Source organism: Burkholderia pulmonis, from assembly GCF_984667975.1.
In genome coordinates this window covers 348,978-375,207 of record NZ_OZ480186.1, presented here as the reverse complement: position 1 = coordinate 375,207, position 26,230 = coordinate 348,978, and the positions used below count along the sequence as shown (strand labels likewise).

Below are 26,230 nucleotides of genomic sequence, written 5' to 3'. Positions count from 1 at the left end.
CCGGTCAGGCGAAGCGGAAAGGAAACCGCGCCGCCGGACGGCGCGCGCCGAAGCGCGACACCACCGGCGGCACGAAGCGATGCGTGCTCAGCCGCCCGACTTCTCGAAGCGGCGCAGCAGTTCGTCGCCGCGCGAGGCCGCCGAATCGAGCGCGTCCTTCGGCGACTTCTTCTGCGCCCAGACCTGCTCCAGCTCTTCGTCGACGACCGTGCGGATCTGCGGCATGTTGCCCAGGCGCAGCCCCTTCGTGTACGGCAGCGGCGGCTTGTTCAGCATCTGCTTGATCGCGGTTTCGGCGCTCGGGTTCTTCGCGTAGTAGCCCTGCTGGCGCGTGAGGTCGTACGCAGCGGTCGTGATCGGCAGGTAGCCCGTGTCCTGGTGCCACTTCGCGGCGACAGCCGGCGAAGCGAGGTACGCGAGGAATTTCGCGACGCCCTTGTAGGTCGCCGGATCCTTGCCGGCCAGCACCCACAGGCTCGCGCCGCCGATGATCGCGTTCTGCGGTGCGCCCTTCACGTTCGCGTCGTACGGCATCATGCCGGTGCCGTAGCTGAACTTCGCGAACTTCTGCAGGTTCGCGAGCGCGCCCGACGACGTCGTCATGATCCCGCAGTCGCCGCTATAGAACTTCGCCGACGCTTCGTCCTTGCGGCCCGCGTACGTGAACGTGCCGTCCTTCACCATCTGCTGCAGGAACGCGATGTGCGCGATCTGCTGCGGCTTGTTGAATTCGAGCACGGCGTCGGTACCGTCGAAGCCGTTGTTGCGGCTCGCAAACGGCAGCGCATGCCACGCACTGTAGTTCTCGAGCTGGATCCAGCCCTGCCAGCCGGTCGTGAACCCGCACGCCATCCCCGACTTGCGCAGCTTCTCGGCATCGGCCTTCACGTCGGCCCACGTCTTCGGCGGCTGGTTCGGGTCGAGGCCGGCCTTCTTGAACGCGTCCTTGTTGTAGTACAGCACCGGCGTCGAGCTGTTGAACGGCATCGAGACGAGATGGCCCGTCTTCGCGTCGCTGTAGTAGCTCGCGATGGTCGGCACGAATGCCTTTTCGTCGAGCGGCACGCCGGCCTGCTTGAACACGTCGTAGACCGGCACGACGGCCTTCTTCGCCTGCATCATCGTGGCCGTGCCGACTTCATAGACCTGGAGGATCGCCGGCGCGTTGCCGCTGCGATAGGCCGCGATGCCGGCCGCGAGCGCCTGGTCGTAGGTGCCCTTGAAGACCGGCACGATCTTGTAGTCGCTTTGCGACGCATTGAACTGGTCGGCGATCGCGTTGACCCGCTCGCCGAGCGCAGCCTCCATCGCATGCCAGAACTGAATTTCCGTTGCGGCGAGCGCCACGTGCTGTACCCCGAACATCAGCGCGCCGCCGAGCGCGATCGAACGAACCAGTGTCCCCGCAGGCTTCTTCTTCATCGACCTCTCTCCTATGAAAACGTTACCAACAGCGTGTGCAACATTCCCGTCGCCATTGAACCGGCGAAGTCTAGTGATCGTTTGTGACAGTCAGTTGTCGCCGATGACGAACAGGCGCTGATATTCCTTCAGCGCGAAACGGTCGGTCATGCCGGCGATGTAGTGCGCCACGAGACGCGGCTGCTGCGCCGCGTCGTCAGACTGGTACGGCGGCGGCAGCAGGCGCGGATCGTCGATGAACGCGTCGAACAGCCCGGTGACGACGCGTTGTGCCTTGCTCGCCATGCGCATCACCTTGTAGTGGCGATACAGGTTCTTGAACAGGAATCGCTTGAGGGCGGCCGCCTGCTCGGCAACCGTCGCGCTGTGCGACACGAGCGGCGGCGCGGCGCGCACGTCGTCGAGCGACGCGGGCGCGACGCGCGCGAGATTGCGCGTCGTCTCGTCGATCAGGTCGACGATCAGCGTGTTGATGATGCGGCGCACGGTCTCGTGCACGAGCCGGCGCCCTTCGAGGCGCGGGAATTCGGCGAGCGCCGCTTCGTAGTGGCGCTGCCACAGGTCGACTTCCGCGAGCTGCTCGATCGTGATCAGGCCGGAACGCAGGCCGTCGTCGACGTCGTGGTTGTTGTACGCGATTTCGTCGGCGATGTTCGCGAGCTGCGCTTCGAGCGACGGCTGGCGGCCCTGCAGGAAACGCTCGCCGAGCGCGCCGAGCTTGCGCGCATTCTCGCGCGAGCAATGCTTCAGGATGCCTTCGCGCGTCTCGAAGCACAGGTTCAGCCCGTTGAATGCGCCGTAGTGCTCCTCGAGCTCGTCGACGACCGCGAGGCTCTGCAGGTTGTGCTCGAAGCCGCCGTGGTCACGCATGCACGCATTCAGCGCATCCTGCCCGGCATGGCCGAACGGCGTATGGCCGAGATCGTGCGCGAGCGAGATCGCTTCGACGAGATCCTCGTTCAGTCGCAGGTTGCGCGCGACCGAGCGCGCGATCTGCGCGACTTCGAGGCTGTGCGTGAGGCGCGTGCGGAACAGGTCGCCTTCGTGATTGACGAAGACCTGCGTCTTGTATTCGAGGCGGCGAAACGCGGTCGAATGGACGATGCGGTCGCGGTCGCGCTGGAATTCGGTGCGCGCCGCCGGCGGTGTTTCCGGATGGCGGCGGCCGCGCGACTGCAACGCGTGGGCGGCATACGGAGCGAGATGGGCTTCCAGCGCCGCCAGCGTCGGCGGCTCGGCCACGGGCGCAGCGGGTGCGCGGGCAGCTTCGGGCAGTGTGCTGCTGGATGTCTCGCTCACGTCTCCTCCATGTCAGGGGCGCCGGGGCATCCGGGCCGCCGTTAGCGCGTCGTTTGCGCCAGTGTAGCGAATACGGCTTCGTCCGGCGCCTGCGTGATCAGCGTATCGCCGAATCGCTTCAGCAGGATGAACTTGATCGCGCCGGCTTCGGCCTTCTTGTCGACGCGCATCAGATCCATGTAGCGCGCGTCGCCGAGCGCGGGCGCGCGGGTCGGCAGGTGCGCGGCCGCGATCACCGCATCGAGGCGCTGCCGCGACGCTTCGTCGAAGAGGCCGAGCCGCACCGACAGGTCGCCCGCCATCACCATTCCGCAGCCGACCGCCTCGCCGTGCAGCCACTCGCCGTAGCCGAGCCCGGCCTCGATCGCGTGGCCGAACGTGTGGCCGAAGTTCAGGATCGCGCGCAGGCCGCCTTCGCGCTCGTCGGCTGCGACGACGCTCGCCTTGATCTCGCACGAGCGCTTCACCGCATGCGCGAGCGCTGCCGGCTCGCGACGGTTCAACGCATCGACGTTCGCCTCGATCCAGTCGAAGAACTCGGCATCGGCGATCGCGCCGGTCTTGATGATCTCGGCGACGCCGGCCGCCAGTTCGCGATCGGGCAGCGTCGTCAGTGCGCCGATGTCCGCGATCACGGCCTGCGGCTGGTAGAACGCGCCGATCATGTTCTTGCCGAGCGGGTGGTTGATGCCCGTCTTGCCGCCGACCGACGAATCGACCTGCGACAGCAGCGTCGTCGGCACCTGGATGAACGGCACGCCGCGCATGTAGCACGCGGCGGCAAAGCCCGTCATGTCGCCGACCACGCCGCCGCCGAGTGCGACGAGCGTCGTCTTGCGATCCGCGTGATCGGTCAGCAGGCCGTCGAAGATCAGGTTCAGCGTTTCCCAGTTCTTGTACGCCTCGCCGTCCGGCAGCACGACCGTCGACACACGCTTGCCGAGCGGCGCGAGCGCCGCGCGCAGCGCGTCGCCATAGAGCGGATCGACCGTCGTGTTCGTGACGATCGTGACGGACGAGCCTTTGATGTGAGGCGCGAACAGCTCGGTGCGGCCGATCAGGCCGGTACCAATGTGAATCGGATAGGCGCGGTCGCCCAGGTCGACGTTGACAGTAATCATGCTTGTAGCGGCTTGGCGATGACGCCGGCCAGTTCGAGTTGCATCAGCACCATGTTGACGAGACCGTTGACCGACGGGCGGCCGGTCTCGATGACGAAATCCGCGCATTCACGGTACAGCGGGTCGCGTACTTCGTACAGCGCTTCGAGACGCCCCTTCGGATCTTCGGTCTGCAGCAGCGGGCGGTTCTTGTCCTTGCGTGTGCGCAGCCAAAGATCATGCGGATTGGCGCGCAGGTAGACGACGATGCCGTTGCTTTTCAGGCAATCGCGATTTTCCGGGCGCAGCACCGCACCGCCGCCCGTCGCGAGCACGATGTTCTCGCGCTGCGTGAGATCGGCGATCACCTGCGTTTCGCGATCGCGAAAGCCGCCCTCGCCCTCCATCTCGAAGATCACCGGAATGCGCGCGCCCGTGCGGGCCTCGATTTCGTGGTCGGAGTCGAAGAACGTCCTGTCGAGACGACGCGCGACCGCACGGCCCACGGTGGTCTTACCCGCTCCCATAAGGCCGACGAAAAATACGTTTGCATGTGGGTCCCGCGCTTGCAACGGCTTCCTCTGCTTGAATCTTGCTGGTGTGGCGCAGCTTACTGGCAAAGCGGCTGCCTTGTCGAGCCTGCGCCGGCGGCTTCCGGCCCCGTTTTATCGGCATCCGCATCGCCCGCGCCGCGCGCATCGCAGTGCGCATCGACGACGGTCGGCGTGATGAACACGACCAGCTCATTGCGCTGGTCGCGCTGCGCGCGGTGCCGGAAAAGCGCGCCCAGAAACGGTATTTTGCCCAAGAGCGGCACGCGCGTCACATCGTTCCGGTTCAGTTGTTCATAGATGCCGCCGATCGCGACCGTCCCGCCATTCTCGACCTCGACGCGCGTCTGCACATGCTTCGTATGGATGGCCGGGCCGGCCGCGGTCGGTTCGCCGACGCTGTCCTTCGTCACGTCCAGATCGAGCACCACGCGCCCGTCCGGCGTGATCTGCGGCTCCACTTCCAGCTTGAGCGTCGCCCGGCGGAACTGCACGCCGCTCATGCCGTTGCCGACCTTGGCCTGATACGGCAGCTCCGAGCCCTGCTCGACGATGGCCTTGACGCGGTCGGCCGTCACCACGCGCGGGCGCGAAACGATCTGGCCCCGCCCCTGCGCCTCCAGCGCGCTCAGTTCGACGTCGAGTACGCGGCTGAGCGGCGCGGCGAATAGCGTGAAGCCGGCGGTCGCCGCGTCGAAGCCGCCGAGCGGACGCGCGGCCAGGTCGAGCGCGTTGCGCGCGTCCGCCGAGAAGGTGGCGCTCTCGCCCGGCGACGGCCGCCCCTGCGCCCGCAGTGCGACGCGTGCGCCGAGGTTGCGCGAGAAGCCCTGCTCGCCCTCGACGATGCGGGCCTCGATCCGGACCTGCCGGGACGGCCGGTCGATCGCACCGATCAGGCCCGCGATCTGTTCGATGCGCGGCGCAAGATCGGTGACGAACAACAGGTTCGTGCGCGGATCGGCCGCCGCAGCGCCGCGTTTCGACAGCAGCCGCTGACCTGTCGCGCCGGCCAGCAGCCGCTGCACGTCCTGTGCACGCGAATAGTGCAGCGCGAACGTCCGGCTCGCGAGCGGCTCCAGATCGGCGGCCCGCGCATGCATTTCGAAGCGCTCGCGTTCGCGCGCGGCCAGCTCCGCCGCCGTTGCGACCCAGATCACGTTGCCGCGCCGGGACATCGCGAGCCCGTGCGTGTCGAGCAGCGTGTCGAAGGCCTCGCGCCAGCGGACATTGTTCAGACGTAACGTCACCGTGCCGCGCACCTGCTCGCCGACGACGATGTTGAGCCCCGTGAACCGCGCGAGCGCGTCGAACGCAGACGCGAGCGCAGCACCCCGCAGATTCAGCGAGATCCGCCGCGCGTCGTCCGCATCGCCCGGTTGCCGGGCCGCGGCATCACTCATGCGGGCCGGCGGTGCCAGCGGGATCGGCGGCCCCTCCAGCGAGGGTGCAGGCGCAGCGGGTTCCGCCTGCGGTGCCGCGCGAGCAGCCTGGTCGAACGGCGGCGGGGCGACCTCCTCCGATACCGCGTCACGGGCACCGGCCGCGTTGCCGTCGTGAGGCAGCGGCGTACCCGGCACCGGCACCTCCATCGAGCCGGCCGGCCAGACCGCCGGCAGCGGCGGCAACGATGCGCTTGCTCCGGCCGCCGTCAGGCTGGCCCAGATCGCAAGCACCCGACAGCCGTGCCGCATCATGGCCGACCTCCGTCGTCGAGGACGAGCCGGCGCGATCCATCCGCCGTCGCGAGTGTGACGGCCGCCGAATCGACACGCACCAGGCGCGCAGCCCCGAGCGCCTCGCCAGGCGCCACGGCCGTGAACGCCCCGTCGCCATCGTCGAACAACGCGAGACCGGCACGCGCATCGCGAATCGTGCCGGCAAGGCGGGCTGCCCACCCCGCCGCCTCGACCGGGCCGACCTCGCCGAACGGATCGGCGTCGAGCGCCGCGGCACGAACCGGCGCGATGCCCTCTGCGGCCGATGTCGCCGGCAGCGCCGGAAACACGTCGACGGACATGTGCACCCGCGCCGCCGGCATGCCACGCTCGACACGCAACGCCGACGGCACCGCCAGCACCGGGAAGCGCGCCAGCCCGCCTACCATGCGCAGCAACGCGTGAAACCCGCCGTCCGCGACGATGCGCACGACGCGCCGTCCGTCCGGCGCCGCGCCGTCGCTGCGCTGCGGCTCGATCGAGACGCCGTGCAGCCCGCTCGACGCGGCGAGATCGGCCAGCTCCAGCATCAGTGCTGCCCACTCCGGCGCGCGTGGCAAGCGATCGTCGTGTGCTGATGCCCGGGGTCCGGCGGAAGCAAGCACATGCTGCGCATCGGCCGCGCGTGCCTGCGCTGCGGCCAGCAACACGCGACCGTGCGCAAGCCCGCTCCAGTCGGCCGTATTCGCCAGATGAATGCCGCCTGCCAGCACGACCGCGAATGCCAGTGCGCAACCCGCTGCGTGCGCAGCCGCCGGCGACACACGCCGCATGCCGCCCGGCCCGCCGGCGCCGCGCAGCACCGGCCGAGACGCAAGCGCCGTCATGCGCCACCTCCCGACGCCTTCCGCGACGGCATCGCGTCATGCCAGCGCAGTTGGACCGAGAACCGGAACGGCATCCCGGCCCCGGAAACCGGCTTGTCCGAAGCGGGCTTCAATGCCTCCACGTCGATCAGCCAGTCACGCTGCTCGCTCGCCATCGCTGCGAGCCACCCGGCAGCCGCCCGATAACTCCCGGCGCGCGCATCGAGCTCCGCACCGGTCGAGGTCACGCGCAGCGCATCGAGCCGGACACGATCGGGGTGCACCCGCGCGAGGGTTGCCAGCAGCCCCGCAACGCGCCGGTATGGCGCGGCAAGCGCAGTTGCCTGCGCGTCGCGCTGCGCGATGGCCGCGGCCGCACGGGCGGCGCGCGTCGCGGCAACCACCTGTGGCTGCCATTGTCGCAGCCGGGTCTCCACGCTTGCGCGCTCGGCATCCACCCTCCCCCGTGACAACACGGCAGCACCCGTCCACAGGCCGGTGCCGAGCACGCCGAGCAGCATCGCCAACCCGTACTGCGCGGCCCGGCGACGCCGCAGCGCCTGCGCCATCCGCTCGCGGTACGGCAGCAGGTTGAAACCGCCGAGTGCCGCCGGATCGTCCGCAACCGCACCGCCGCCGCTTGCCGACGCGCAACCGGCGATCATTCCCACACCCCGCGCAACGCCAGTCCGAACGCGACGGCGAACGCCGGGCCGCCCGGCAAACCGACAGGCGCGCACGGCTGCCCGTCCCAGCCAGTGCAGTCGAACGGCACCACCGCCACGCCGAGCACGTCGCCAATCTCGGCGACGGAGGTATCGAAGCGGGCGATGCACCGCTCGTCCCCGGCGACGAATACGCAGCGCACGGCCCCGAGCACGCGCCGGCGCAGCGCATCGGGAAGCGCCTCCGGCTGCGTACCGGACAGCGTGAGCACCGGGATGGCCAGCGGGCCGTCGATGCGCCAGCCGCGCATGCCCGAGTCGCAGAACCAGAGCACGGAGTAGGCGCCCTGCGCGTCGAGTTCGAACTGCGCGGCATAGCGCAACGCGCGCAGCACAGCGGCCGATTCGCCGTCGATCACCGCCAGGTCGATACCGGCCTGGGCGGCCACGTCGACCCGCCGCTCGAGCAGCGCGAGCGGCGCCACCGCCACCGCGATCTCGCCGGACCGCGCGCCGCCGTAGTGCCGCCAGTCGAACGCGAGACTGTCCGGCGCCAGCCCCGAAATACGCTCGGCCGCCTGCCGCGCGGCGTCCGGGATGTCGCCACGCCCGGCCAGGTCGAGTGTCGCGGTATGCATCTCGTCGTCGTGCAGCGCCATTACGCCGCCCGCGTCGCACCGCACATCCGCCGCCGACAGCCGCGACACGGCAGCCGCCAGCGACCGCGCGACCGCTGCCCAGCGCGCGTCTTCCGGCCCGCCCGCCAGCCCGACAGGCTCCCGCTCGAGCCCCTCGACGCGCACGCCCGCCTCCCTGCCGCGCCGGCTCAGCACGGCCACCCTCACCTCGTTCGCACCGACGTCGATCCCCGTCGACCGGTGCCTGCCCTGTGCAAACCGCGCCCCCCATCGTCCCGCCATGCCAGCCTCCCGAAATCGTCACGGCCCACGCCGCGTTTCCGAGACCTGATTCTGCAAAGCGAAACGTGCGACCGACAGTCGGCCGAACGGCCAGCATCGGCTAGCGGCGGCCGCGCGAGGGCCATACTGGCGGCACGCCGACCTGCGTCTTTCCGACGGGCAGCCAGTGCGTCAGGACCGGTCTTACCGGGCGGCTATAATCGCGGGACTGTTTTCCGGTATGCCTATGCAATCCACGACTCCTACGTCCCCGCCTCCTGCCCCGGAGCCGAAGAAGCGGCCCTGGTGGCAAAAAGTCCTGCTCGGCTTCGCCGCGATGTGCGTGGCCCTCGTCGTGGCCGGCGGCCTCGTGCTCGGCTACGCGCTCGTCGTCGCCTGGCCGAACATGCCGTCGCTCGACGCGCTGACCGACTACCGCCCGAAGGTGCCGCTGCGCATCTATACGTCCGATCACGTGCTGATCGGCGAATTCGGCGAGGAGCGCCGCGACGTCGTCCACTTCAAGGACGTGCCCGACTCGCTGAAGAAGGCGATCCTCGCGATCGAGGACGCGCGTTTCTACGATCACGGCGGCGTCGACCTCACCGGCATCGTCCGCGCCGGCTTCGTCGCGCTGACGAACGGCCACGCGTCGCAGGGCGCGAGCACGATCACGATGCAGGTCGCGCGCAACTTCTTCCTGTCGAGCGAGAAGACCTACACGCGCAAGATCTACGAGATGCTGCTCGCGTACCGGATCGAGCGCGCACTGACGAAGGATCAGATTCTCGAGGTCTACATGAATCAGATCTATCTCGGCCAGCGCGCGTATGGTTTCGCGAGCGCCGCGCGGGTCTACTTCGGCAAGGACCTGAAAGACATCACGCTCGCGGAAGCCGCGATGCTCGCGGGGCTGCCGAAGGCGCCGTCCGCGTATAACCCGGTCGTCAATCCGAAGCGCGCGAAGGTGCGCCAGGAATACATCCTGCAGCGGATGCTGGAGCTGAACTTCATCACGCGCGAGCAGTACGACGAAGCCGTTGCGCAGCCGCTCGTCGTCAAGGGGCCGGGCCGCGATTTCAGCGTGCACGCCGAGTACGTCGCGGAAATGGTCAGACAGATGATGTACGCGCAGTACCGCGAGGAAACCTATACGCGCGGCTTCAACGTCGTCACGACGATCGATTCCGCCGACCAGCAGGTCGCGTACACCGCGCTGCGCAAGGGCATCATGGATTACGAGCGCCGCCACGGCTATCGTGGTCCGGAAGGCTTCATCGAGCTACCGGTCGCTGCCGACGACCGCGAACAGGCGATCGACGATGCGCTGCTCGAGCACCCCGACAACGGCGAGCTGATTGCCGCGGTCGTCACGGCCGCGAGCCCGCGCCAGATCACGGTTGCGTTCATCGACGGCAGCAATGCGACGATCGAGGGCGACAACCTGCGCTTCGCGTCGGGCGCGCTGTCGGCCAACGCGCAGCCGAACCGCCGCATCCGCCCCGGCGCGATCGTGCGCGTCGTGAAGAACGACGCCGGCAAATGGTCGATCACGCAGTTGCCGCAGGTCGAAGGCGCGTTCCTGTCGATCGTCCCGCAGGACGGCGCGATCCGCTCGCTCGTCGGCGGCTTCGACTACAACAAGAACAAGTTCAACCACGTCACGCAGGCGTGGCGGCAACCGGGCTCGTCGTTCAAGCCGTTCATCTATTCGGCATCGCTCGACAAGGGCCTCGGGCCGGCGACCGTGATCAACGACGGCCCGCTGTATTTCAGCGCCGCGGAGACGGGCGGCCAGCCGTGGGAGCCGAAGAACTACGGCGGCGGCTTCGAAGGCCCGATGTCGATGCGCACCGCGCTGCAGCGCTCGCGCAACCTCGTGTCGATCCGGATCCTGAACCACATCGGCACGAAGTACGCGCAGCAGTACATCACGCGCTTCGGCTTCGACGCCGAGCGCCATCCGGCCTACCTGCCGATGGCACTCGGCGCCGGCCAGGTCACGCCGCTGCAGATGGCCGGCGCGTACTCGGTGTTCGCGAACGGCGGCTATCGCGTCAATCCGTACCTGATCGCCGAAGTCACCGATCCGAACGGCGCGATCGTCGCGCGCGCGCAACCGCTCGTCGCCGAGCAGAACGCGCCGCGTGCGATCGACGCACGCAACGCCTACGTGATGAACAGCCTGCTGCAGAGCGTCGCGCAGCGCGGCACGGGCGCGCGGACCAACATCCTGAAGCGCACCGACCTCGCGGGCAAGACCGGCACGACGAACGACTCGCACGACGCATGGTTCGCCGGCTACCAGCACACGCTCGCCGCGATCGCGTGGATCGGCTACGACAATCCGCGCAGCCTCGGCGATCGCGAAACCGGCGGCGGCCTGTCGCTGCCGGTCTGGATCGACTACATGGGCGCCGCGCTGAAGGGCGTGCCCGAGTTCAAGCCGACGGTGCCCGACGGCGTCGAATCGCTCGGCGGCGAGTTGTACTTCACCGAGTTCACGCCGGGCCACGGTTTCGTACCGACGGTCGGCGTGACGCAGGCGCCGGCCGCGCAGAACGTCGACGCAACCGTGCCGCACGTCGACGAGCAGGAAAAGCAGGACATCATGAACCTGTTCCAGGCGCACTGACCGGCGTCCCGGACATGAAAAAAGCGCCCCGCGGGGCGCTTTTTCTTTGGGTGCGACGTTCGGAGCCCGGCGCCCCGGCCGTCACGCGCTGAACGTGATCGGCAGGCCGGCCTGCTGGGTCGCGTATTCGGTGAGCGCCGAGTAGAACTCGGTACCGGTGCGCGTATCGCGCCATTCGCCATCGATGAAACGGTAGTGAAATCCACCCGCTTTCGCGGCGATCCACACTTCCTTCATCGGCGGCTGCAGGTTGACGATGATCTTCGAGCCGTTCTCGAACGTCAGCGTCAGGACGCTGCCGTTACGCTCCAGATCGATATCGTGGTCGCCGTCGTTGGCGTCGTCGACGGTACGCTCGACGGCCGCCAGCACGGCCTCGGCACGGGTCAGGTATTCAGTATCGGACATGCTAAACTCTATCGGTTCAATTGTTCAGGGACGATCATGCGAGTCGTTTTCCGGATGAGCGCGATTGTAGCGGCTTTGGCGATTCTTGCCGGCTGCGGTCAAAGCGGCGCGCTCTATCTGCCCACCGTGCCTCCGATGCCCCAGCCGATCCGGCAGCAGAATACACCGCCGTCGGACGTGACATCGACCGATGGAAACGCGTTGTCCGACGATACACCCGACACGTCGGGCTCGCCGCTCACGCTGTCACCCGAGCTGTCGAGCGCCACATCGGCCATGCCTGCACCGGCATCGAGCCCGGCCGTCGCGAAGTAGCGGCACGACACGGCCCGCTCGGCTGAAACAACGAGGCGATGACTTCCCGGTCATCGCCTTTTGTTTTCTGCGGCCCGCACCGTCACGCCCGCACGCGCCGCCATCCCCACGCGGCCAGCCGCCAGCCGAGCAGTGCGGCGACAATCGCCGCGTAGAGCTTCGGCTGCGCAAGATCGTGCTTGCCGGCCCGCATCCACCAGAAGTGCAGCACGCCGAACGATGCGATCGCGTAGATCGCGCTGTGCAGCGTCGCCCAGTGACGGCCGAGCCGGCGCACCATCGCGCGCGGCGACGTTACCGCGAGCGGGATCAACAGCACGAACGCCGCGAAGCCGACCGTGATGAACGGGCGCTTGCCGACGTCCTTCAGGATCGCGACGACGTCGAACCACTTGTCGAACCACAGGTAGGTCGTGAAGTGCAGCGTCGCGTAGAAGAACGCGAACAGCCCGATCATCCGGCGAAAACGCAGCAGCGCCGCGAAGCCCGTGATACGCCGCAACGGTGTGACGGCGAGCGTGACGCACAACAGGACGAGCGTCCACAGGCCCGTCGAGCGCGTGATGAATTCGATCGGGTTCGCGCCGAGCCGGTCGGTCAGCCCGAACAGCACGAGTCGCGCGAGCGGATAGAGGCCGGCCGCGAACACCAGCACCTTGACCGGCGCGAGCCAGCGCGGCGCGGCAGGACGGATCGTCCCGGCCCGCGGCGCGCGTGCGGCCGGCCCGGCGCCCGCCGCGCGCGCGGGCGTGAGCGTCGAAGGAGGCATGTCGTTTCTCACCGTCGCGCTCAGAAGTTCTTCTTCAGGTCCATGCCCTGATACATCGACGCGACGAGATCACCGTAACCGTTGAACATCAGCGTCTTGCGCTTCGGCGTGAAGAAGCCATCCTCGCCGATGCGCCGCTCGGTCGCCTGGCTCCAGCGCGGGTGATCGACGTTGGGATTCACGTTCGAATAAAAGCCGTACTCGTTCGACGCGTAAGTGTTCCAGCTCGTCTTCGGCTGCTTGTCGACGAAGCGGATCTTCACGAGTGACTTCGCGCTCTTGAAGCCGTACTTCCACGGCACGACGATCCGCACCGGCGCGCCGTTCTGGTTCGGCAGCACCTGCCCGTAGACGCCCATCGTCAGCAGCGTCAGCGGATTCATCGCCTCGTCCATCCGCAGCCCTTCCGAATACGGCCAGTCGAGCACGGGCGTCGAGAGGCCCGGCATCTGCGAAGGATCGGCCAGCGTGATGAACTGCACGTATTTCGCGTTGCCGGTCGGCTGCACACGCTTGATCAGCTCGGACAGCGGCACGCCGATCCACGGGATCACCATCGACCACCCCTCGACGCAGCGCAGCCGGTACACGCGCTCCTCGAGCGGGGCGAGCTTCAGCAACTCGTCGAGATCGAACACCTTCGGATGCTGCACCTCGCCCTCGACGCTCACGCGCCACGGGCGCGGCCGCAGCGTACCGGCGTTCTGCGCCGGGTCGCTCTTGTCGGTGCCGAATTCGTAGAAGTTGTTGTAGGACGTGATGTCCTTGAACGGCGTCACCTTGTCGGCCGCGACGAACTTCGGGTTCGTCCTGGCCGCGAGCTTCGCCGCCCGCGCGTCGGGCGACGCATAGGCTGCGAGTGCCGCACCGCTGCCGCCGAGCAGCCCGCCCGCCGCCGCGAGGCCGGCCGCCTGCAATACGCGCCGCCGATTCTCGAATATCGCGCGCGGCGTGATCTCGCCGGGCGCAATGTCACCGCCGGTCAGTACGTTCCGCAAAGGGCGTTTGATCCACATCGTGCTGCTCCTCCTGCATGCGCGGCGCGCCTGCTTCATGAGCGTTCGACCCGGCACATCATGCGCCGTTCGACGCCCGGCCCGCCCGCCCGTTACAAAAGAAAACCGCCGGGCACGCAGTGCACCGGCGGTTCGATAGTCGGACGAACAGCGGAAATCTTACAGCTTGCCGTAGCTGTGCAGCCCGGACAGGAACATGTTGACGCCGAGGAACGCGAACGTCGTGACCAGCAGGCCCGTGAGTGCCCACCATGCGGCAACCGCGCCGCGCAGGCCCTTCATCAACCTCATGTGCAGCCACGCCGCGTAGTTCAGCCACACGATCAGCGCCCAGGTTTCCTTCGGGTCCCAGCTCCAGTAGCCGCCCCATGCTTCGGCCGCCCACAGCGCGCCGAGGATCGTCGCGATCGTGAAGAACGCGAAGCCGACCGCGATCGACTTGTACATCACGTCGTCGAGCACTTCGAGCGTCGGCAGGCGATCGGCGAGCATGCCGCGTTCCTTCATCAGGTACGCGACCGACACCATCGCCGACAGCGCGAAGCTGCCGTAGCCGATGAAGTTCGCCGGCACGTGGATCTTCATCCACCAGCTTTGCAGTGCCGGCACGAGCGGCTGGATCTGCTGCGCATCGCGCGCGACCGAGTACCACATCAGGAAGCCGACCGCCGCGCTGATGACCAGCAGCACGAACGCGCCGAGCGCACGCGTGCCGTAGTGGCCTTCGTAGTACAGATACAGCAACGCGGTAATCAGGCTGAACAGCACGAACACTTCATAGAGGTTCGATACCGGAATGTGCCCGACGTCCGCGCCGATCAGGTAGGACTCGTACCAGCGCACCATCAGCCCGGTGAAACCCATCAGCACGGCGGCCCACGTGAGCTTCTGGCCGATCGCGGCCCCCGTTTCCGAGCGCGCGAGCAAGCCGATCCAGTAGAAGATCGTCGCGAGCACGAACAGCGCGCTCATCCACAGGATCGCCGACTGGCTCGACAGGAAGTACTTGAGGAAGAACGCCGAATCGGCACGCGCGAGATCGCCCTGGTAGATCTGGATCGACAACAGCGACAGCACGGCGATCGACGCCATCATCAGCCGCGCGGGTTTCCAGCGCCAGCCGAGCGTGATGAGCGCCGGTACCACGCCGACCATCACCGCCTTGTCGTAGTAGTCCATGTGCGCGTTGTAGTGCATCAGCGCATAGCCCGCGCCCGCGACGAGCGCCAGGGCGAACAGCCAGTCGAACAGCGACAGGCGCGCGAGGAACGGGCGCTCGTCAAACAGCGGCGACGATGCCAGCGTCTGGGCCGACGCTGCGCGGGAAGAGGAAACTTGCGTGAGATCCATGATGTTACCGGGTGGAATTCTCGGAATCGGAACCGCCGCCGGCAGGCGGGCGGGCCGTCGATGCAGCACCGGCGGGTGCGGCGTCGCGAGGTGCGGCGCGCAATGCGACGCCGGCCGCGTCGCGCGTCTGCACGAATTCTTTCTCGAAATCGAAGGTCTTGCGGGCCGTGGACATTGCCATCACCACATTGACGCCCGAACCGGCGTCCTTCAGCCAGAACCAGAGGCGCCGCTCGCGCACGTAGAACATCGAGAAGATGCCGGCGACCAGCAGCAGGCTGCCAAGATACACCAGATTCTTGCCGGGTGCGCGCGTCAACTGAAATACCGAAGCTTGCACCTGCTTGAATGAGTCAAGCTGTAAATAGACCGGCGATCCATACAAAAAGCTGTCGGATAGCGCGTTGATCGCGTTCTGCACGAAGCGGATCGTGTCGGTGCCCTGTTGGGCGGCCGGCTCGCCGGCGCGCTCGCGCGCGATCTGCCAGACCTCCCACATCGAGCCCTCGAGCATGCGCAGCAGCAGGCTCGCGGCCTTCTCCTGCTCGGCCTTCGGCACCGAGCGGTCGATGAACGTCGCCACCGCCTGGAAGCCGCCGATCGGCTGGCCGTCGGCGCCACGACCGACGCTGTCGTCGCTCGCCGCAAAAAGGGTCAGCACCTTCGATGCACTGTCCTGCAGGCGACCGCGCAGCGACGCGTCGGTGCCCGGCAGCGAACGCTGCGCGAAGCGCGCGGCGGCTTCGGCGCGCACGGCCGGATCCTCGAGCGCGGCACGCAGGCGCATCCATTCGCCGATCGAATCCTGGCTGTCGGCCGGGATCCGCATGTAGCGGAACGGATCGTTCGGGCTTGCCCGCACGCCGGCGAGGAACACGCGCTCGCCGTTCATGTCGACGGGCAGCATGTAGTTGTTGAATTCACGCGCCTGGCCGTCCTTGCCGCGGATCTTGTACTGCACCGACGGGCCGATGTTGTGGAGCTGCGTCGGCTTCGACGTCTTCGCGCCCGAGCCGAGCCGCTCGTCGAACACTTCCCTCAGCGTGCTCGTCGTCGCGACGCCGCGCACGTCCGGCTTGCCGCTCGCGTCGGCCATGTTCTCGACGTTGATTGCGCGGAAATCGGCGAATTCGATCGTGTCGCCGTCGGCGCCCGGCATCTGCAGCGGCGCCGAACTGCCGATCGTGCCCTTCACGGGGAAGGTCGTCGCGTTGCCGCCCGTCATCGGGTAGGCCGTCATCTGCATCTGCGAGCCGCCGTCCTGGAAGCTCGACTGGTAGATCGACACGCCCTTGTACGTGAACGGCTTGTTGACCTCGACGCGCGCCGGGATCTTCTGGCCGGTCTCGCGATCGATCACGACGATGTCGCTCGCGAACAGCTTCGGCATGCCCGTCGTGTAGTAGTCGACGATGAACTTGTTGAGCTGGATCGAGAACGGCAGGTCCTGGATCAGCGAGCCGCTCGGCTGGTTCAGGATCGCGGTCGACACGAACTGGCCCTCGGGCACCCACGCATAGCCGCGGAACGTCGGATTCGACGCGGACAGGCGATGGTCGGACGAGATGTCGCTGATCGTCGCGCTCGTGTTGACCGGGCTCTTGCCGAACATCCACATCTGGAATTTGATCGGCAGGTTGCTGTCGAGCAGGCCGCCGATACAGATCACGACGATCGCGAGGTGGGCGGAGATGTAGCCCCATTTGGTCAACGCGCCGCGCTTCGCGGAAATCAGCGTCGCGCCGTCGGATTCTCGGACGACGTGCTTGTAGCCGGCCTTCGTGACGAACGTGGCGAGCGTCGCTGCGACGGTCGCGCGCGTGCCGGAGGCCGTGTACTCGGCCTTGTGGTGGAACGCGCGCAGGCTGCCTTCGCGGACCTTGTCCTTCCAGCTCTTCGCATCGGCGAGCATCTTCGGCGCGTTGCGGATCACGCACAGCGAGATCGACGTGACGAGGAAGATCAGGATCAGCATGAACCACCACGCGCTGTACACGTTGTACAGGCCGAGCGAGCGGAAGATGTCCGCCCAGAACGGCCCGAACTGGTTCACGTAGTTCGGATACGGATCATCCTGGGTCAGGACCGTGCCGATGATGCTCGCAATCGACAGCACCACCAGCAGTGAAATCGCGAAGCGCATCGAGCTCAGCAGCTCGACCGCGCGTTTCGACGCACCCTGACCCGACTTCGACTGCAACCCCGACGTGGTAACGCTCATTCAAACTCCGACTAAGGGGAAACAGCCCCCACACTCACTATGTTCGCTGCCCCCGAAGGGGCGATCGGCACGCCGGGGACGCCCCGGCGAGTGCCAACAAAAAAGGGCAAGGCGGCCGCAATAGCGCGGCGCCCCACCCTTTTTCTTGTTCTGACTCCGGCCGCCCTTCGGGTGCCGGTCATTCCGTTCGCGGCTGACCGCTCAACGCAGGCCCGCGATGTAATCCGCGACGGCCTTGATCTCGGTATCCGACAGCCGCGACGCGATCTGATGCATCGCCTCGTTGTTGTTGCGCGCGCCGGCACCTTGCTGGAACGCGGTCAACTGCGCGACCGTGTAATCGGCCCATTGCCCCGACAGACGCGGATACTGGACCGGGATCCCCTGCCCCGTCGGCCCGTGGCAGCTCGCGCAGGCGGGTACCCCTTTCTCCGCGATGCCGCCGCGATAGATCTTCTGGCCGACCGGCACGGTCGCCGCATCGCGTGCGGTACCGAGCTTGGTCGTCTGCGACCCGTAGTACGCGGCGACGTTGCGCATGTCGTCCGCGCTCAACGCGCTCGCGAATCCGACCATCACCGCGTTGGTACGCACCGGCCCCTTCGCGCCCGGCTGCGTCTTGAAGTCGTTCAACTGCTTGACCAGATACTCGGGATGCTGGCCGGCAAGCTTCGGGAAACTGCCCGACGCGCTATTGCCGTCGACGCCGTGACACGACGCACAGACCTGCCCGGCAATTGCCTTGCCGCGGTCCAGATCCGGCTTGGCCGCATCTGCCGCGTTTGCCTCCGCTACGAATCCTACGAACCCTGCTGCAACCTGAAGCACCATCAGAGACTTGCACAGTCGATTCATTCGCACACCCTGTTTCGTCTTGTGGGAATTTGAGGTTCTGCAAAAAACGACGGCGACCAGTCTACCGCAGAAGCCACATAAAAGCGCGAGGCAGGCGCCCGGTGGCCTTCGGTAAAACCGCCGTATTGTACAATATCGTGTTGAAAGCTCCCGCGCCTATCGGGGCTACCCCGCCTCCACCAAGCGGCTCGCGCCGCCCGTCCTTCCGGTTCCCATGGCCTTTCTGCTCCATCAAGCCCGCTTCTACACGACCGTCAACCATCTGCGCGACCTGCCGCCGACGGTCCAGCCGGAAATCGCGTTCGCGGGCCGCTCGAATGCCGGCAAGTCGACGGCGATCAACGTGCTGTGCAACCAGAAGCGGCTGGCCTTCGCGTCGAAGACGCCCGGCCGCACGCAGCACATCAACTACTTCTCCGTCGGCCCGGCCGCCGAGCCCGTCGCGAACCTCGTCGACCTGCCCGGCTACGGCTACGCGGAAGTGCCCGGTGCCGCCAAGGCCCACTGGGAGATGCTGCTGTCGTCCTACCTCGCGACGCGCTCGCAGCTCTGCGGGCTGATCCTGATGATGGATTCGCGCCGTCCGCTGACCGATCTCGATCGCCGCATGATCGAGTGGTTCACGCCGACCGGCAAGCCGATCCACACGCTGCTGACGAAGTGCGACAAATTGACGCGCCAGGAAAGCATCAATGCGCTGCGGACCACGCAAAAGGGGCTCGATGCGTATCGCGACCAGGGCGTCCAGGGCAAACTGACGGTCCAGCTGTTCTCGGCGCTGAAGCGTACGGGGCTCGACGACGCACACGCGCTGATCGAGAGCTGGCTGCGGCCGTCCGTCGCCGACGAAGAAAGCGAGCCTGTAGCACAATGATCGGGCAACGCGCGGCCGGGATCGGCGGCGCGCTCCTGACGGCGCCTGCGGATTCGGCCGGCTCATAAAAAAACCCGCCGTTTAACGGCGGGTCAAACAGCCTAATCGAAAAACGACAGGCACCCGCTCAGGGAGGAGAAGCGGGGAGCTGCACGCGACGCGTGCCGCTCGATCGCTATCATATACCAACGCTCCCAAAAATCACCTAAGGGTTCCGTAAGGTCCTTACCGCCCTGATTTCTGCCAAATCGCCATGAGCTTCCATCCGCTTCATCGTCCGCGCCGGATGCGCCGCGACGACTTCTCCCGCCGCCTGATGCGCGAAAACCGCCTGACCACCGACGACCTGATCTATCCGGTGTTCGTCGTCGAAGGCACCAACGAACGGCAGCCGGTGCCGTCGATGCCCGGCGTCGAGCGCGTGTCCGTCGATCTGCTGATGCACGTCGCCGAGCAATGCGTCGAACTCGGCGTGCCGGTGCTGTCGCTGTTCCCGGCCATCGATCCGTCGGTGAAGACGCCCGACGGCCGCGAGGCAGCCAACCCGGAAGGCCTGATTCCGCGCGCGGTGCGCGAGCTGAAGAAGCGCTTCCCCGAGCTCGGCGTGCTGACCGACGTCGCACTCGACCCGTACACGAGCCACGGCCAGGACGGCGTGCTCGACGAAAACGGCTACGTGATCAACGACGACACGATCGAGATCCTGATCGATCAGGCGCGCGCGCAAGCTGAAGCAGGTGTCGACATCGTCGCGCCGTCGGACATGATGGACGGCCGCATCGGCGCGATCCGCGAAATGCTGGAAAGCGACGGCCACATCCACACGCGGATCATGGCCTATTCGGCGAAGTTCGCATCGGCGTTCTACGGTCCGTTCCGCGACGCGGTCGGCTCGGCATCCAATCTGGGCAAGGGCAACAAGATGACCTACCAGATGGATCCGGCGAACAGCGACGAAGCGCTGCGCGAAGTGCGCCTCGACATCGACGAAGGCGCCGACATGGTGATGGTCAAGCCCGGCATGCCGTATCTCGACATCGTGCGCCGCGTGAAGGACGAGTTCCGTTTCCCGACCTACGTGTACCAGGTGAGCGGCGAATACGCGATGCTGAAGGCGGCCGCGATGAACGGCTGGCTCGACCACGACAAGGTCGTGCTCGAATCGCTGCTCGCGTTCAAGCGTGCGGGCGCCGACGGCGTGCTCACGTACTTCGCACTCGATGCCGCGCGTCTGCTGAAAGCGCAACGCTGAGCGCGCGCCGGCAGGCACAATGAAAAACGGCGGGACACTTCGGTGTCCCGCCGTTTTTTTGTTAACCGTCGATCGAGGCTGCCGCCGCGTCGGGCGCCCCGGGTTCGTTATACCGTCGGGACAGCAGCCCGATCGAGGCTGCGCAGGAACGTCTCGGCGGCCTGATAGCCGACCACACGTCCGATCTCGTTGCCGTTGCGATCGAAGAAGATGATGCCCGGCGGCCCGAACAGGTTGAAACGCTTGAGCAGCGCCTGGTCGTCCGGGTTGTTGGCAGTGACGTCCGCACGCACGAGGTGAAGCTGCGCGAGCCGTGCCTGTACGCGCGAGTCGGTGAATGTCAGATGCTCCATCTCCTTGCAGCTCACGCACCAGTCGGCATAGAAGTCGAGCATCACGGGCTGGCCCGACGTCTTCAGCAGCGTGTCGAGTTCGCCGCTCGAGCGCACCGATGCAAACGCGGGACCGTCCTGCGCGGCGGACGCGCCAGCCGTCGCCGCACCGCCTGACGCCACCGTACGCGCCGCCAGCACGGCCAGCGGCTTGACGGGATCGGTCGAACCCGCAGCAAGACCGACGAGCAGCGTCGCGGCCCAGATCGCGAGCGCAGCGCCCAGGCCGCGGCCCAGGCGGCGCCAGATCGACGCGGCGCCGGTGTTCGGCGTGAACAGGCCGAGCGCCGCGGCCGCGACGAGCAGCCACAACGCGGCGAGCACCATCCTCAACCCGCCCGCCAGCACCGGCCACACGATCCACAGCGCGGCCGCGAGCAGCACGATGCCGAAGAACACCTTCACGCCGTCCATCCACGCGCCCGCGCGCGGCAGCACCGTCCCGGCACCGATACCGACGACCAGCAGCGGCACGCCGAGCCCGAGGCCCATCGCGAACAGCGCAGCACCGCCGAGCAGCGCATTGCCGGTATGCGCGATGAACGCGAGCACCGCGAACAACGGCGCCGTCATGCATGCGCCGACGACCAGCGCCGACAATGCGCCCATTGCCGCAACCGCAAGGAAGTGGCCGCCCTGACGCGCGCTCGATGCCTCTGCCGCGCCGTTCTGCCAGCGCGCGGGCAGTGCGAGGTCCTTGCCCGAAATCAGCGACGCCGCGAATGCGGTCAGCAGCACGCCGAACGCGCCGAGCACCCACGGGTTCTGCAGCCATGCGCCGAGGCTCTGGCCGACCAGCGCGGCGGCAATGCCGAGCACCGTATAGACCAGCGCCATGCCGACCACGTAGGTCAGCGACAGCGCAAAGCCGCGCGCACGCGTCGCGCGCGTGCCCTGGCCGATGATGATCGCAGACACGATCGGGATCATCGGATACGAGCACGGCAGCAGACTCAGTACGACACCCGCGACGAAGTACAGCGCGACGATCGTGAAGAAGCCGTGCCCTTCGAGCAGCGACTGCGCGAAATCGGCGCTCGTGACCTTGTCGAACCAGCTGCCCGCGCCCGCCGTGTCGCCAGACGGCGCTGCGGCGCCGAGCGCGGCGCCATCGACCCTCACGACGTGCTCGGCCGGCGGATAGCAGATCCCTTCGTCCGCACACCCCTGCGACGTCACCGCGAGCTCGAACGGCCCGGTCGCCTGCTTCACGGGCACGTGAACGACGATTTCGTCGCGATAGGTCTCGACTTCCTTCTGGAAGGTCTGGTCGAACTTCACGTGACCGGCCGGAAATTGCGGCTCGCCGAGCGTCGCCTGCCCGCTCTTCACCACGAAGGCGAACCGTTCGCGGTACATGTAATAGCCGTTGGCGATCTTGAAGTGGACGTCCACCTGCCCCGGCGATTCGCTCGCGCTGAACTTGAACGCCACCGACGGATCGAGGAAATCGTCGGCCGCGCGCGCAACGGACAGGCCGCCCAGCACGAACACGAACGACAACAGAACTGCAAGAAGCCGCAGCGCGCGCACGCGCACGGAAAGCGCCATACCGTTAAACATGAAATAGACGTTGAGTTTCGCTGGTCACCCACTGGCCGTACGCGGCCGATGCCGTCGTCTGCCACGAGACGATTTCGGGCGTCTCGTAAGGATGATGCGCGAGGATAAATCGCTCCAGTTCGAGCGCCCGCACGGGGCTCGTCTTGAACAGCAACTGGATCTCGTCGGCCGTTTCGACCTTGCCCTGCCAGTGATAGCGCGACTTGATCGCACCGAGCTCCGACACGCACGCGGTCAGCCGCGCGTCGAGCGCGCCGTCGGAAAGCGCCGTGGCGGTCGCCGCATCGGGTACCGTCGTCAGCATCAGCACCACTATCATCCGCGCCCTCCTGGCTGGTCTACCGGCTCCTGCCGGCACGGATTCCCCATTCGGAGACCATGCCGGTTGCCCCGTATCGTAGCGCAGCCCGCGCAACGCTGCCGGCACCGGCCTGCGACAATCGATCGCAGCCGGCACCTCAAAAACAAAAAGGGCCAAGCAATCGCTCGGCCCTTTTCAGATACTGCTGCGTACCGGAAGCTTACTCGGCTTCTTGCACGTTTTCCGTTTCGTCGACTTCCGGACGATCGAGCAGCTCGACCAGTGCCATCGGTGCGTTGTCGCCGACGCGGAAGCCGAACTTCAGCACGCGCAGGTAGCCGCCCGGACGGTTCGCGAAACGCGGACCGAGCACGTCGAACAGCTTCGCCACCGAATCACGATCGCGCAGGCGGTTGAACGCCAGGCGACGGTTTGCCAGCGACGGCTTCTTGCCGAGCGTGATCAGCGGCTCGACGACTTTACGGAGTTCCTTCGCCTTCGGCAGCGTCGTCTTGATGACTTCGTGCTCGATCAGCGAGTTGGACATGTTACGGAGCATAGCCAGACGGTGGCTGCTCGTGCGGTTCAGTTTCCGCAGACCATGACGATGGCGCATTTCAGTTTCCTTGATTCAAAGTTTTGATCCAGCTCTTCTATCGCACCTCGAAGGTGCACGGGCCGGTAGCGAAAAAAGCAAGATGCGGATTTTAAAGGAAAATCCGCATCTTTGCCAACTACAGCTACAACCGGGCTTACTTGTCGAGACCAGCCGGCGGCCAGTTCTCGAGCTTCATGCCCAGCGTGAGACCGCGCGAAGCGAGCACTTCCTTGATCTCGTTGAGCGACTTGCGACCGAGGTTCGGCGTCTTCAGCAGCTCGTTTTCCGTGCGCTGGATCAGGTCGCCGATGTAGTAGATGTTCTCGGCCTTCAGGCAGTTCGCCGAACGAACCGTCAGCTCGAGATCGTCCACCGGACGCAGCAGGATCGGATCGATCTGCGGAGCACGCGACGGCGCTTCGGCTGCCGTTTCCGTGCCTTCCAGCGCCGCGAACACGGACAGCTGGTCAACCAGGATGCGGGCCGACTGGCGGATCGCTTCTTCCGGCGTGATCACGCCGCTCGTCTCGATGTTCATCACGAGCTTGTCGAGGTCGGTACGCTGCTCGACACGTGCGCTTTCGACAGCGTAGCTCACGCGGCGAACCGGCGAGAACGATGCGTCGAGGACGATGCGGCCGATGATCTTGGCCGTGTCTTCGCCGTAGCGACGGACGTTGCCGGGCACATAGCCGCGACCCTTTTCGATCTTGATCTGAACGTCGAGCTTGCCGCCCTTCGACAGGTGCGCAATCACGTGATTCGGGTTGATGACTTCGCAATCGTGGGCCAGCTCGATATCGCCGGCCGTGACAACGCCTTCACCTTCCTTGCGCAGCGTAACCGTCACTTCGTCACGGTTATGCAGCTTGAACACCACGCCCTTCAGGTTCAGCAGCAGGTTGACGACGTCTTCCTGCACGCCATCCAGCGTCGAGTACTCGTGCACCACGCCTGCGATCGTGACTTCGGTCGGCGCATAGCCAACCATCGACGACAGCAGCACGCGACGCAGCGCATTGCCCAAGGTATGGCCGTAACCGCGTTCGAACGGTTCCATGACCACCCTCGCGTGGTTCTCGCCAAGCGATTCCACGGCGATGATCTTGGGTTTCAGCAAACTGGTTTGCATGGGCTTTCCTTTTCAATACCCTCGGCTCGTTACACCGATAAGGCTGACCGGTAACAACCAGAAAATAAACAGCCGAGGCCCCTCCTTGCGCAACGCAATCGGGGTACCTCGGCCGTCAATCGGATTAACGCGAATACAATTCGACGATCAGGCTTTCGTTGATGTCGCCTGCGATCTCGACGCGTTCCGGCATTTGCTTGAACGTGCCTTCGAACTTCTTCGCATCGACTGCAACCCAGCTCGGCATGCCGCCTTGCTCGGCCAGCGACAGCGCTTCGACGATACGCGCCTGCTTCTTCGCCTTTTCGCGGATCGCGACGACGTCACCTGCCTTCACTTGCTGCGACGGGACGTTTGCGACGACGCCGTTCACGGTGATCGACTTGTGGCTCACCAGCTGACGCGCTTCAGCGCGGGTCGAGCCGAAGCCCATGCGATACACGACGTTGTCGAGGCGCGACTCGAGCAGTTGCAGCAGGTTTTCACCCGTGTTGCCCTTGCGGCGGTCGGCTTCAGCGAAGTAGCGGCGGAACTGACGCTCCAGCACGCCGTAGATACGCTTGACCTTCTGCTTTTCGCGCAGCTGCGTACCGTAGTCGGACGTACGTGCGCCCGAGGTACGGCCGTGCTGACCCGGCTTGCTGTCGAGCTTGCACTTGTCGGCGAGCGAGCGGCGTGCGCTCTTCAGGAACAGGTCGGTGCCTTCACGGCGGGACAGCTTGGCTTTGGGGCCGATATAACGTGCCACTTTGCATTCCTTTATCAATCAGTCACGCGGATCGAAATCCGCGCTAGTCCGCTCCCTTTGGGGCGAACGGTGGGCTTAGTCAATCAAAAAAGCAACGCCCGTCGACGCTGAGCGGCGACAGGCAATGCGCTAGCACGAACGTGCCAGCACATCCTTAGATACGACGACGCTTCGGCGGGCGGCAGCCGTTGTGCGGAATCGGGGTGACGTCCGAAATCGCGGTGATCTTGATGCCGAGGCCATGCAGTGCACGCACTGCCGACTCACGACCCGGGCCCGGGCCCTTGATCCGCACTTCCAGATTCTTCACGCCGTATTCCATCGCGACGCGGCCAGCCGACTCGGCTGCGACCTGAGCAGCGAACGGCGTCGATTTGCGCGAGCCCTTGAAGCCCTGGCCGCCCGACGTCGCCCATGCCAGCGCGTTGCCTTGGCGATCGGTGATCGTGATGATCGTGTTGTTGAACGACGCGTGAACGTGAACCACGCCTTCAGCGACGTTCTTCTTAACCTTTTTGCGAACGCGTTGCGCCGCGGTATTCGAAGCCTTAGCCATTACGTTTTCCTGTAACTGTCAGTTCCGCTTACTTCTTCAGCGCTTGCGCTGCACGACGCGGGCCCTTGCGGGTACGTGCGTTCGTACGCGTACGCTGACCGCGCATCGGCAGGCCCTTGCGATGACGGACGCCACGGTAGCAACCGAGGTCCATCAGGCGCTTGATGTTCATCGTCACTTCACGGCGCAGATCGCCTTCGACGACAAACTTGCCCACTTCTTCACGCAGCTTTTCCAGGTCTGCGTCGGTCAGATCCTTGACCTTCTTCGAAAAATCGACGCCAGCTGCCACGCAGATGCTGCGCGAACGGGTGCGGCCGACACCAAAGATAGCCGTCAGGCCAATCTCGGTGTGCTGGTGATTCGGGATGTTAACCCCTGCGATACGAGCCATTGTTTTTCCTCAAACAAAAAGCGCAAACAAACGCGCGGTCAGCCTTGGCGCTGCTTGTGGCGCGGATCCGAGCTGCAGATCACGCGAACGACGCCTTTGCGCTTGATGATCTTGCAATTGCGGCAAATGCGCTTAACCGATGCCATCACTTTCATGATAATACCCTTTTTTCAAATCACTTCGCCCGGAACACGATCCGCGCACGAGACAGATCGTAAGGCGTCAATTCAACCGTCACCTTGTCGCCCGGCAGGATGCGGATGTAGTGCATCCGCATCTTCCCTGAAATATGCCCCAACACGACATGGCCGTTTTCCAGCTTCACACGGAAGGTCGCATTCGGGAGGTTTTCGATCACCTCACCCTGCATCTGGATTACATCGTCTTTGGCCAT

Annotated in this window: 27 protein-coding genes; 4 read left to right on the top strand and 23 right to left on the bottom strand. The window is 66.0% G+C overall.

Annotated elements, in window-relative coordinates; translation table 11 throughout:
• Nucleotides 1–87 precede the first annotated feature (87 nt).
• The 8 genes from ugpB to AC5LXK_RS01735 all read right to left on the bottom strand — a co-directional run bounded on the left by ugpB (nucleotide 88) and on the right by AC5LXK_RS01735 (nucleotide 8,478).
• Nucleotides 88–1,422 carry a sn-glycerol-3-phosphate ABC transporter substrate-binding protein UgpB gene (ugpB, locus tag AC5LXK_RS01770; RefSeq protein ID WP_493390059.1) on the bottom strand — a complete coding sequence of 445 codons (1,335 nt, stop codon included), beginning with the start codon at nucleotides 1,420–1,422 and terminating at the stop codon, nucleotides 88–90.
• A gap of 90 nt (nucleotides 1,423–1,512) precedes the next feature.
• Nucleotides 1,513–2,721: a deoxyguanosinetriphosphate triphosphohydrolase gene (locus tag AC5LXK_RS01765; protein WP_493390058.1), complete on the bottom strand. Its 1,209-nt coding sequence runs from the start codon at nucleotides 2,719–2,721 to the stop codon at nucleotides 1,513–1,515.
• A 41-nt stretch (nucleotides 2,722–2,762) separates the two neighbouring features.
• On the bottom strand, nucleotides 2,763–3,842 hold the full coding sequence (gene aroB, locus AC5LXK_RS01760) for a 3-dehydroquinate synthase (protein ID WP_493390057.1): 1,080 nt from the start codon (nucleotides 3,840–3,842) through the stop codon (nucleotides 2,763–2,765).
• Nucleotides 3,839–4,393 carry a shikimate kinase gene (locus AC5LXK_RS01755; protein WP_493391170.1) on the bottom strand — a complete coding sequence of 185 codons (555 nt, stop codon included), beginning with the start codon at nucleotides 4,391–4,393 and terminating at the stop codon, nucleotides 3,839–3,841. Before AC5LXK_RS01755 ends, aroB begins: the two co-directional genes overlap by 4 nt.
• Before the next feature lie 38 nt (nucleotides 4,394–4,431).
• Nucleotides 4,432–6,066, bottom strand: a complete 1,635-nt coding sequence (pilQ, locus tag AC5LXK_RS01750) for a type IV pilus secretin PilQ (protein ID WP_493390056.1) — start codon at nucleotides 6,064–6,066, stop codon at nucleotides 4,432–4,434.
• Nucleotides 6,063–6,914: a pilus assembly protein gene (locus AC5LXK_RS01745; protein ID WP_493390055.1), complete on the bottom strand. Its 852-nt coding sequence runs from the start codon at nucleotides 6,912–6,914 to the stop codon at nucleotides 6,063–6,065. The genes pilQ and AC5LXK_RS01745 overlap by 4 nt, the downstream gene beginning before the upstream one ends.
• Complete coding sequence (locus AC5LXK_RS01740) at nucleotides 6,911–7,558, bottom strand: fimbrial protein (RefSeq protein WP_493390054.1); 648 nt, start codon at nucleotides 7,556–7,558, stop codon at nucleotides 6,911–6,913. Before AC5LXK_RS01740 ends, AC5LXK_RS01745 begins: the two co-directional genes overlap by 4 nt.
• Nucleotides 7,555–8,478, bottom strand: coding sequence for a competence protein ComA (locus AC5LXK_RS01735; RefSeq protein ID WP_493390053.1), 924 nt, complete (start codon nucleotides 8,476–8,478; stop codon nucleotides 7,555–7,557). Before AC5LXK_RS01735 ends, AC5LXK_RS01740 begins: the two co-directional genes overlap by 4 nt.
• Before the next feature lie 226 nt (nucleotides 8,479–8,704).
• On the opposite strand from AC5LXK_RS01735, the gene AC5LXK_RS01730 reads away from it, so the two are divergent.
• Nucleotides 8,705–11,092 carry a penicillin-binding protein 1A gene (locus tag AC5LXK_RS01730; protein WP_493390052.1) on the top strand — a complete coding sequence of 796 codons (2,388 nt, stop codon included), beginning with the start codon at nucleotides 8,705–8,707 and terminating at the stop codon, nucleotides 11,090–11,092.
• A gap of 81 nt (nucleotides 11,093–11,173) precedes the next feature.
• Here AC5LXK_RS01730 and cyaY read toward each other — a convergent pair whose 3' ends face one another.
• Nucleotides 11,174–11,500 carry an iron donor protein CyaY gene (gene cyaY / locus AC5LXK_RS01725; RefSeq protein WP_493390051.1) on the bottom strand — a complete coding sequence of 109 codons (327 nt, stop codon included), beginning with the start codon at nucleotides 11,498–11,500 and terminating at the stop codon, nucleotides 11,174–11,176.
• Nucleotides 11,501–11,536: 36 nt separating this feature from the next.
• Here cyaY and lptM point away from each other — a divergent pair, with 36 nt between their 5' ends.
• Complete coding sequence (gene lptM, locus AC5LXK_RS01720) at nucleotides 11,537–11,815, top strand: LPS translocon maturation chaperone LptM (RefSeq protein ID WP_493390050.1); 279 nt, start codon at nucleotides 11,537–11,539, stop codon at nucleotides 11,813–11,815.
• A gap of 82 nt (nucleotides 11,816–11,897) precedes the next feature.
• Here lptM and msrQ read toward each other — a convergent pair whose 3' ends face one another.
• From msrQ to AC5LXK_RS01695, 5 genes are all read right to left on the bottom strand, one after another.
• On the bottom strand, nucleotides 11,898–12,584 hold the full coding sequence (msrQ, locus tag AC5LXK_RS01715) for a protein-methionine-sulfoxide reductase heme-binding subunit MsrQ (protein WP_493390049.1): 687 nt from the start codon (nucleotides 12,582–12,584) through the stop codon (nucleotides 11,898–11,900).
• A 20-nt stretch (nucleotides 12,585–12,604) separates the two neighbouring features.
• Entirely contained in the window at nucleotides 12,605–13,600 is a 996-nt protein-coding gene (msrP, locus tag AC5LXK_RS01710; RefSeq protein ID WP_493390048.1) for a protein-methionine-sulfoxide reductase catalytic subunit MsrP, read from the bottom strand.
• A 159-nt stretch (nucleotides 13,601–13,759) separates the two neighbouring features.
• Nucleotides 13,760–14,950: a c-type cytochrome biogenesis protein CcsB gene (gene ccsB, locus AC5LXK_RS01705; RefSeq protein ID WP_493390047.1), complete on the bottom strand. Its 1,191-nt coding sequence runs from the start codon at nucleotides 14,948–14,950 to the stop codon at nucleotides 13,760–13,762.
• Nucleotides 14,951–14,954: 4 nt separating this feature from the next.
• Nucleotides 14,955–17,171 (bottom strand): cytochrome c biogenesis protein ResB, encoded by a 2,217-nt coding sequence (locus tag AC5LXK_RS01700; protein ID WP_493390046.1) that lies wholly within the window; start codon nucleotides 17,169–17,171, stop codon nucleotides 14,955–14,957.
• 201 nt (nucleotides 17,172–17,372) lie between these two features.
• A complete protein-coding gene (locus AC5LXK_RS01695) occupies nucleotides 17,373–18,026 on the bottom strand; it encodes a c-type cytochrome (RefSeq protein WP_493390045.1) in 654 nt (217 codons plus the stop codon).
• Nucleotides 18,027–18,240: 214 nt separating this feature from the next.
• On the opposite strand from AC5LXK_RS01695, the gene yihA reads away from it, so the two are divergent.
• A complete protein-coding gene (gene yihA / locus AC5LXK_RS01690; protein ID WP_493390044.1) occupies nucleotides 18,241–18,900 on the top strand; it encodes a ribosome biogenesis GTP-binding protein YihA/YsxC in 660 nt (219 codons plus the stop codon).
• A gap of 253 nt (nucleotides 18,901–19,153) precedes the next feature.
• Entirely contained in the window at nucleotides 19,154–20,152 is a 999-nt protein-coding gene (hemB, locus tag AC5LXK_RS01685; protein WP_174969758.1) for a porphobilinogen synthase, read from the top strand.
• 107 nt (nucleotides 20,153–20,259) lie between these two features.
• On the opposite strand, the gene dsbD is transcribed toward hemB, so the two are convergent.
• The 9 genes from dsbD to infA form a co-directional block, all read right to left on the bottom strand.
• Complete coding sequence (dsbD, locus tag AC5LXK_RS01680) at nucleotides 20,260–22,107, bottom strand: protein-disulfide reductase DsbD (RefSeq protein WP_493390043.1); 1,848 nt, start codon at nucleotides 22,105–22,107, stop codon at nucleotides 20,260–20,262.
• The gene (cutA, locus tag AC5LXK_RS01675; RefSeq protein ID WP_493390042.1) at nucleotides 22,100–22,426 is read right to left on the bottom strand and encodes a divalent-cation tolerance protein CutA; all 327 of its coding nucleotides are present in this window, start codon (nucleotides 22,424–22,426) and stop codon (nucleotides 22,100–22,102) included. The genes dsbD and cutA overlap by 8 nt, the downstream gene beginning before the upstream one ends.
• Before the next feature lie 202 nt (nucleotides 22,427–22,628).
• Complete coding sequence (gene rplQ, locus AC5LXK_RS01670) at nucleotides 22,629–23,024, bottom strand: 50S ribosomal protein L17 (RefSeq protein WP_006477175.1); 396 nt, start codon at nucleotides 23,022–23,024, stop codon at nucleotides 22,629–22,631.
• A 136-nt stretch (nucleotides 23,025–23,160) separates the two neighbouring features.
• Entirely contained in the window at nucleotides 23,161–24,138 is a 978-nt protein-coding gene (locus AC5LXK_RS01665) for a DNA-directed RNA polymerase subunit alpha (RefSeq protein ID WP_006477176.1), read from the bottom strand.
• A gap of 124 nt (nucleotides 24,139–24,262) precedes the next feature.
• The gene (rpsD, locus tag AC5LXK_RS01660; RefSeq protein WP_047899585.1) at nucleotides 24,263–24,886 is read right to left on the bottom strand and encodes a 30S ribosomal protein S4; all 624 of its coding nucleotides are present in this window, start codon (nucleotides 24,884–24,886) and stop codon (nucleotides 24,263–24,265) included.
• Between the two features lie 154 nt (nucleotides 24,887–25,040).
• Nucleotides 25,041–25,442 carry a 30S ribosomal protein S11 gene (gene rpsK / locus AC5LXK_RS01655; protein ID WP_004197937.1) on the bottom strand — a complete coding sequence of 134 codons (402 nt, stop codon included), beginning with the start codon at nucleotides 25,440–25,442 and terminating at the stop codon, nucleotides 25,041–25,043.
• 28 nt (nucleotides 25,443–25,470) lie between these two features.
• Nucleotides 25,471–25,836, bottom strand: a complete 366-nt coding sequence (gene rpsM / locus AC5LXK_RS01650) for a 30S ribosomal protein S13 (protein WP_006477178.1) — start codon at nucleotides 25,834–25,836, stop codon at nucleotides 25,471–25,473.
• 38 nt (nucleotides 25,837–25,874) lie between these two features.
• The gene (rpmJ, locus tag AC5LXK_RS01645; protein ID WP_004199844.1) at nucleotides 25,875–25,991 is read right to left on the bottom strand and encodes a 50S ribosomal protein L36; all 117 of its coding nucleotides are present in this window, start codon (nucleotides 25,989–25,991) and stop codon (nucleotides 25,875–25,877) included.
• Between the two features lie 20 nt (nucleotides 25,992–26,011).
• Nucleotides 26,012–26,230 carry a translation initiation factor IF-1 gene (gene infA, locus AC5LXK_RS01640; protein WP_004521905.1) on the bottom strand — a complete coding sequence of 73 codons (219 nt, stop codon included), beginning with the start codon at nucleotides 26,228–26,230 and terminating at the stop codon, nucleotides 26,012–26,014.

Coding starts and splice junctions, on each gene's coding strand:
- dsbD (WP_493390043.1), bottom strand. CDS start 22,107: ATGTTTAACGGTATGGCGCTTTCCGTGCGCGTGCGCGCGCTGCGGCTT.
- rpsM (WP_006477178.1), bottom strand. CDS start 25,836: ATGGCTCGTATCGCAGGGGTTAACATCCCGAATCACCAGCACACCGAG.
- pilQ (WP_493390056.1), bottom strand. CDS start 6,066: ATGATGCGGCACGGCTGTCGGGTGCTTGCGATCTGGGCCAGCCTGACG.
- AC5LXK_RS01740 (WP_493390054.1), bottom strand. CDS start 7,558: ATGATCGCCGGTTGCGCGTCGGCAAGCGGCGGCGGTGCGGTTGCGGAC.
- aroB (WP_493390057.1), bottom strand. CDS start 3,842: ATGATTACTGTCAACGTCGACCTGGGCGACCGCGCCTATCCGATTCAC.
- infA (WP_004521905.1), bottom strand. CDS start 26,230: ATGGCCAAAGACGATGTAATCCAGATGCAGGGTGAGGTGATCGAAAAC.
- yihA (WP_493390044.1), top strand. CDS start 18,241: ATGGCCTTTCTGCTCCATCAAGCCCGCTTCTACACGACCGTCAACCAT.
- hemB (WP_174969758.1), top strand. CDS start 19,154: ATGAGCTTCCATCCGCTTCATCGTCCGCGCCGGATGCGCCGCGACGAC.
- msrQ (WP_493390049.1), bottom strand. CDS start 12,584: ATGCCTCCTTCGACGCTCACGCCCGCGCGCGCGGCGGGCGCCGGGCCG.
- AC5LXK_RS01735 (WP_493390053.1), bottom strand. CDS start 8,478: ATGGCGGGACGATGGGGGGCGCGGTTTGCACAGGGCAGGCACCGGTCG.
- ccsB (WP_493390047.1), bottom strand. CDS start 14,950: ATGGATCTCACGCAAGTTTCCTCTTCCCGCGCAGCGTCGGCCCAGACG.
- AC5LXK_RS01695 (WP_493390045.1), bottom strand. CDS start 18,026: ATGAATCGACTGTGCAAGTCTCTGATGGTGCTTCAGGTTGCAGCAGGG.
- AC5LXK_RS01745 (WP_493390055.1), bottom strand. CDS start 6,914: ATGACGGCGCTTGCGTCTCGGCCGGTGCTGCGCGGCGCCGGCGGGCCG.
- AC5LXK_RS01700 (WP_493390046.1), bottom strand. CDS start 17,171: ATGAGCGTTACCACGTCGGGGTTGCAGTCGAAGTCGGGTCAGGGTGCG.
- cutA (WP_493390042.1), bottom strand. CDS start 22,426: ATGATAGTGGTGCTGATGCTGACGACGGTACCCGATGCGGCGACCGCC.
- msrP (WP_493390048.1), bottom strand. CDS start 13,600: ATGTGGATCAAACGCCCTTTGCGGAACGTACTGACCGGCGGTGACATT.
- rplQ (WP_006477175.1), bottom strand. CDS start 23,024: ATGCGCCATCGTCATGGTCTGCGGAAACTGAACCGCACGAGCAGCCAC.
- lptM (WP_493390050.1), top strand. CDS start 11,537: ATGCGAGTCGTTTTCCGGATGAGCGCGATTGTAGCGGCTTTGGCGATT.
- cyaY (WP_493390051.1), bottom strand. CDS start 11,500: ATGTCCGATACTGAATACCTGACCCGTGCCGAGGCCGTGCTGGCGGCC.
- rpmJ (WP_004199844.1), bottom strand. CDS start 25,991: ATGAAAGTGATGGCATCGGTTAAGCGCATTTGCCGCAATTGCAAGATC.
- AC5LXK_RS01665 (WP_006477176.1), bottom strand. CDS start 24,138: ATGCAAACCAGTTTGCTGAAACCCAAGATCATCGCCGTGGAATCGCTT.
- AC5LXK_RS01730 (WP_493390052.1), top strand. CDS start 8,705: ATGCAATCCACGACTCCTACGTCCCCGCCTCCTGCCCCGGAGCCGAAG.
- rpsK (WP_004197937.1), bottom strand. CDS start 25,442: ATGGCTAAGGCTTCGAATACCGCGGCGCAACGCGTTCGCAAAAAGGTT.
- ugpB (WP_493390059.1), bottom strand. CDS start 1,422: ATGAAGAAGAAGCCTGCGGGGACACTGGTTCGTTCGATCGCGCTCGGC.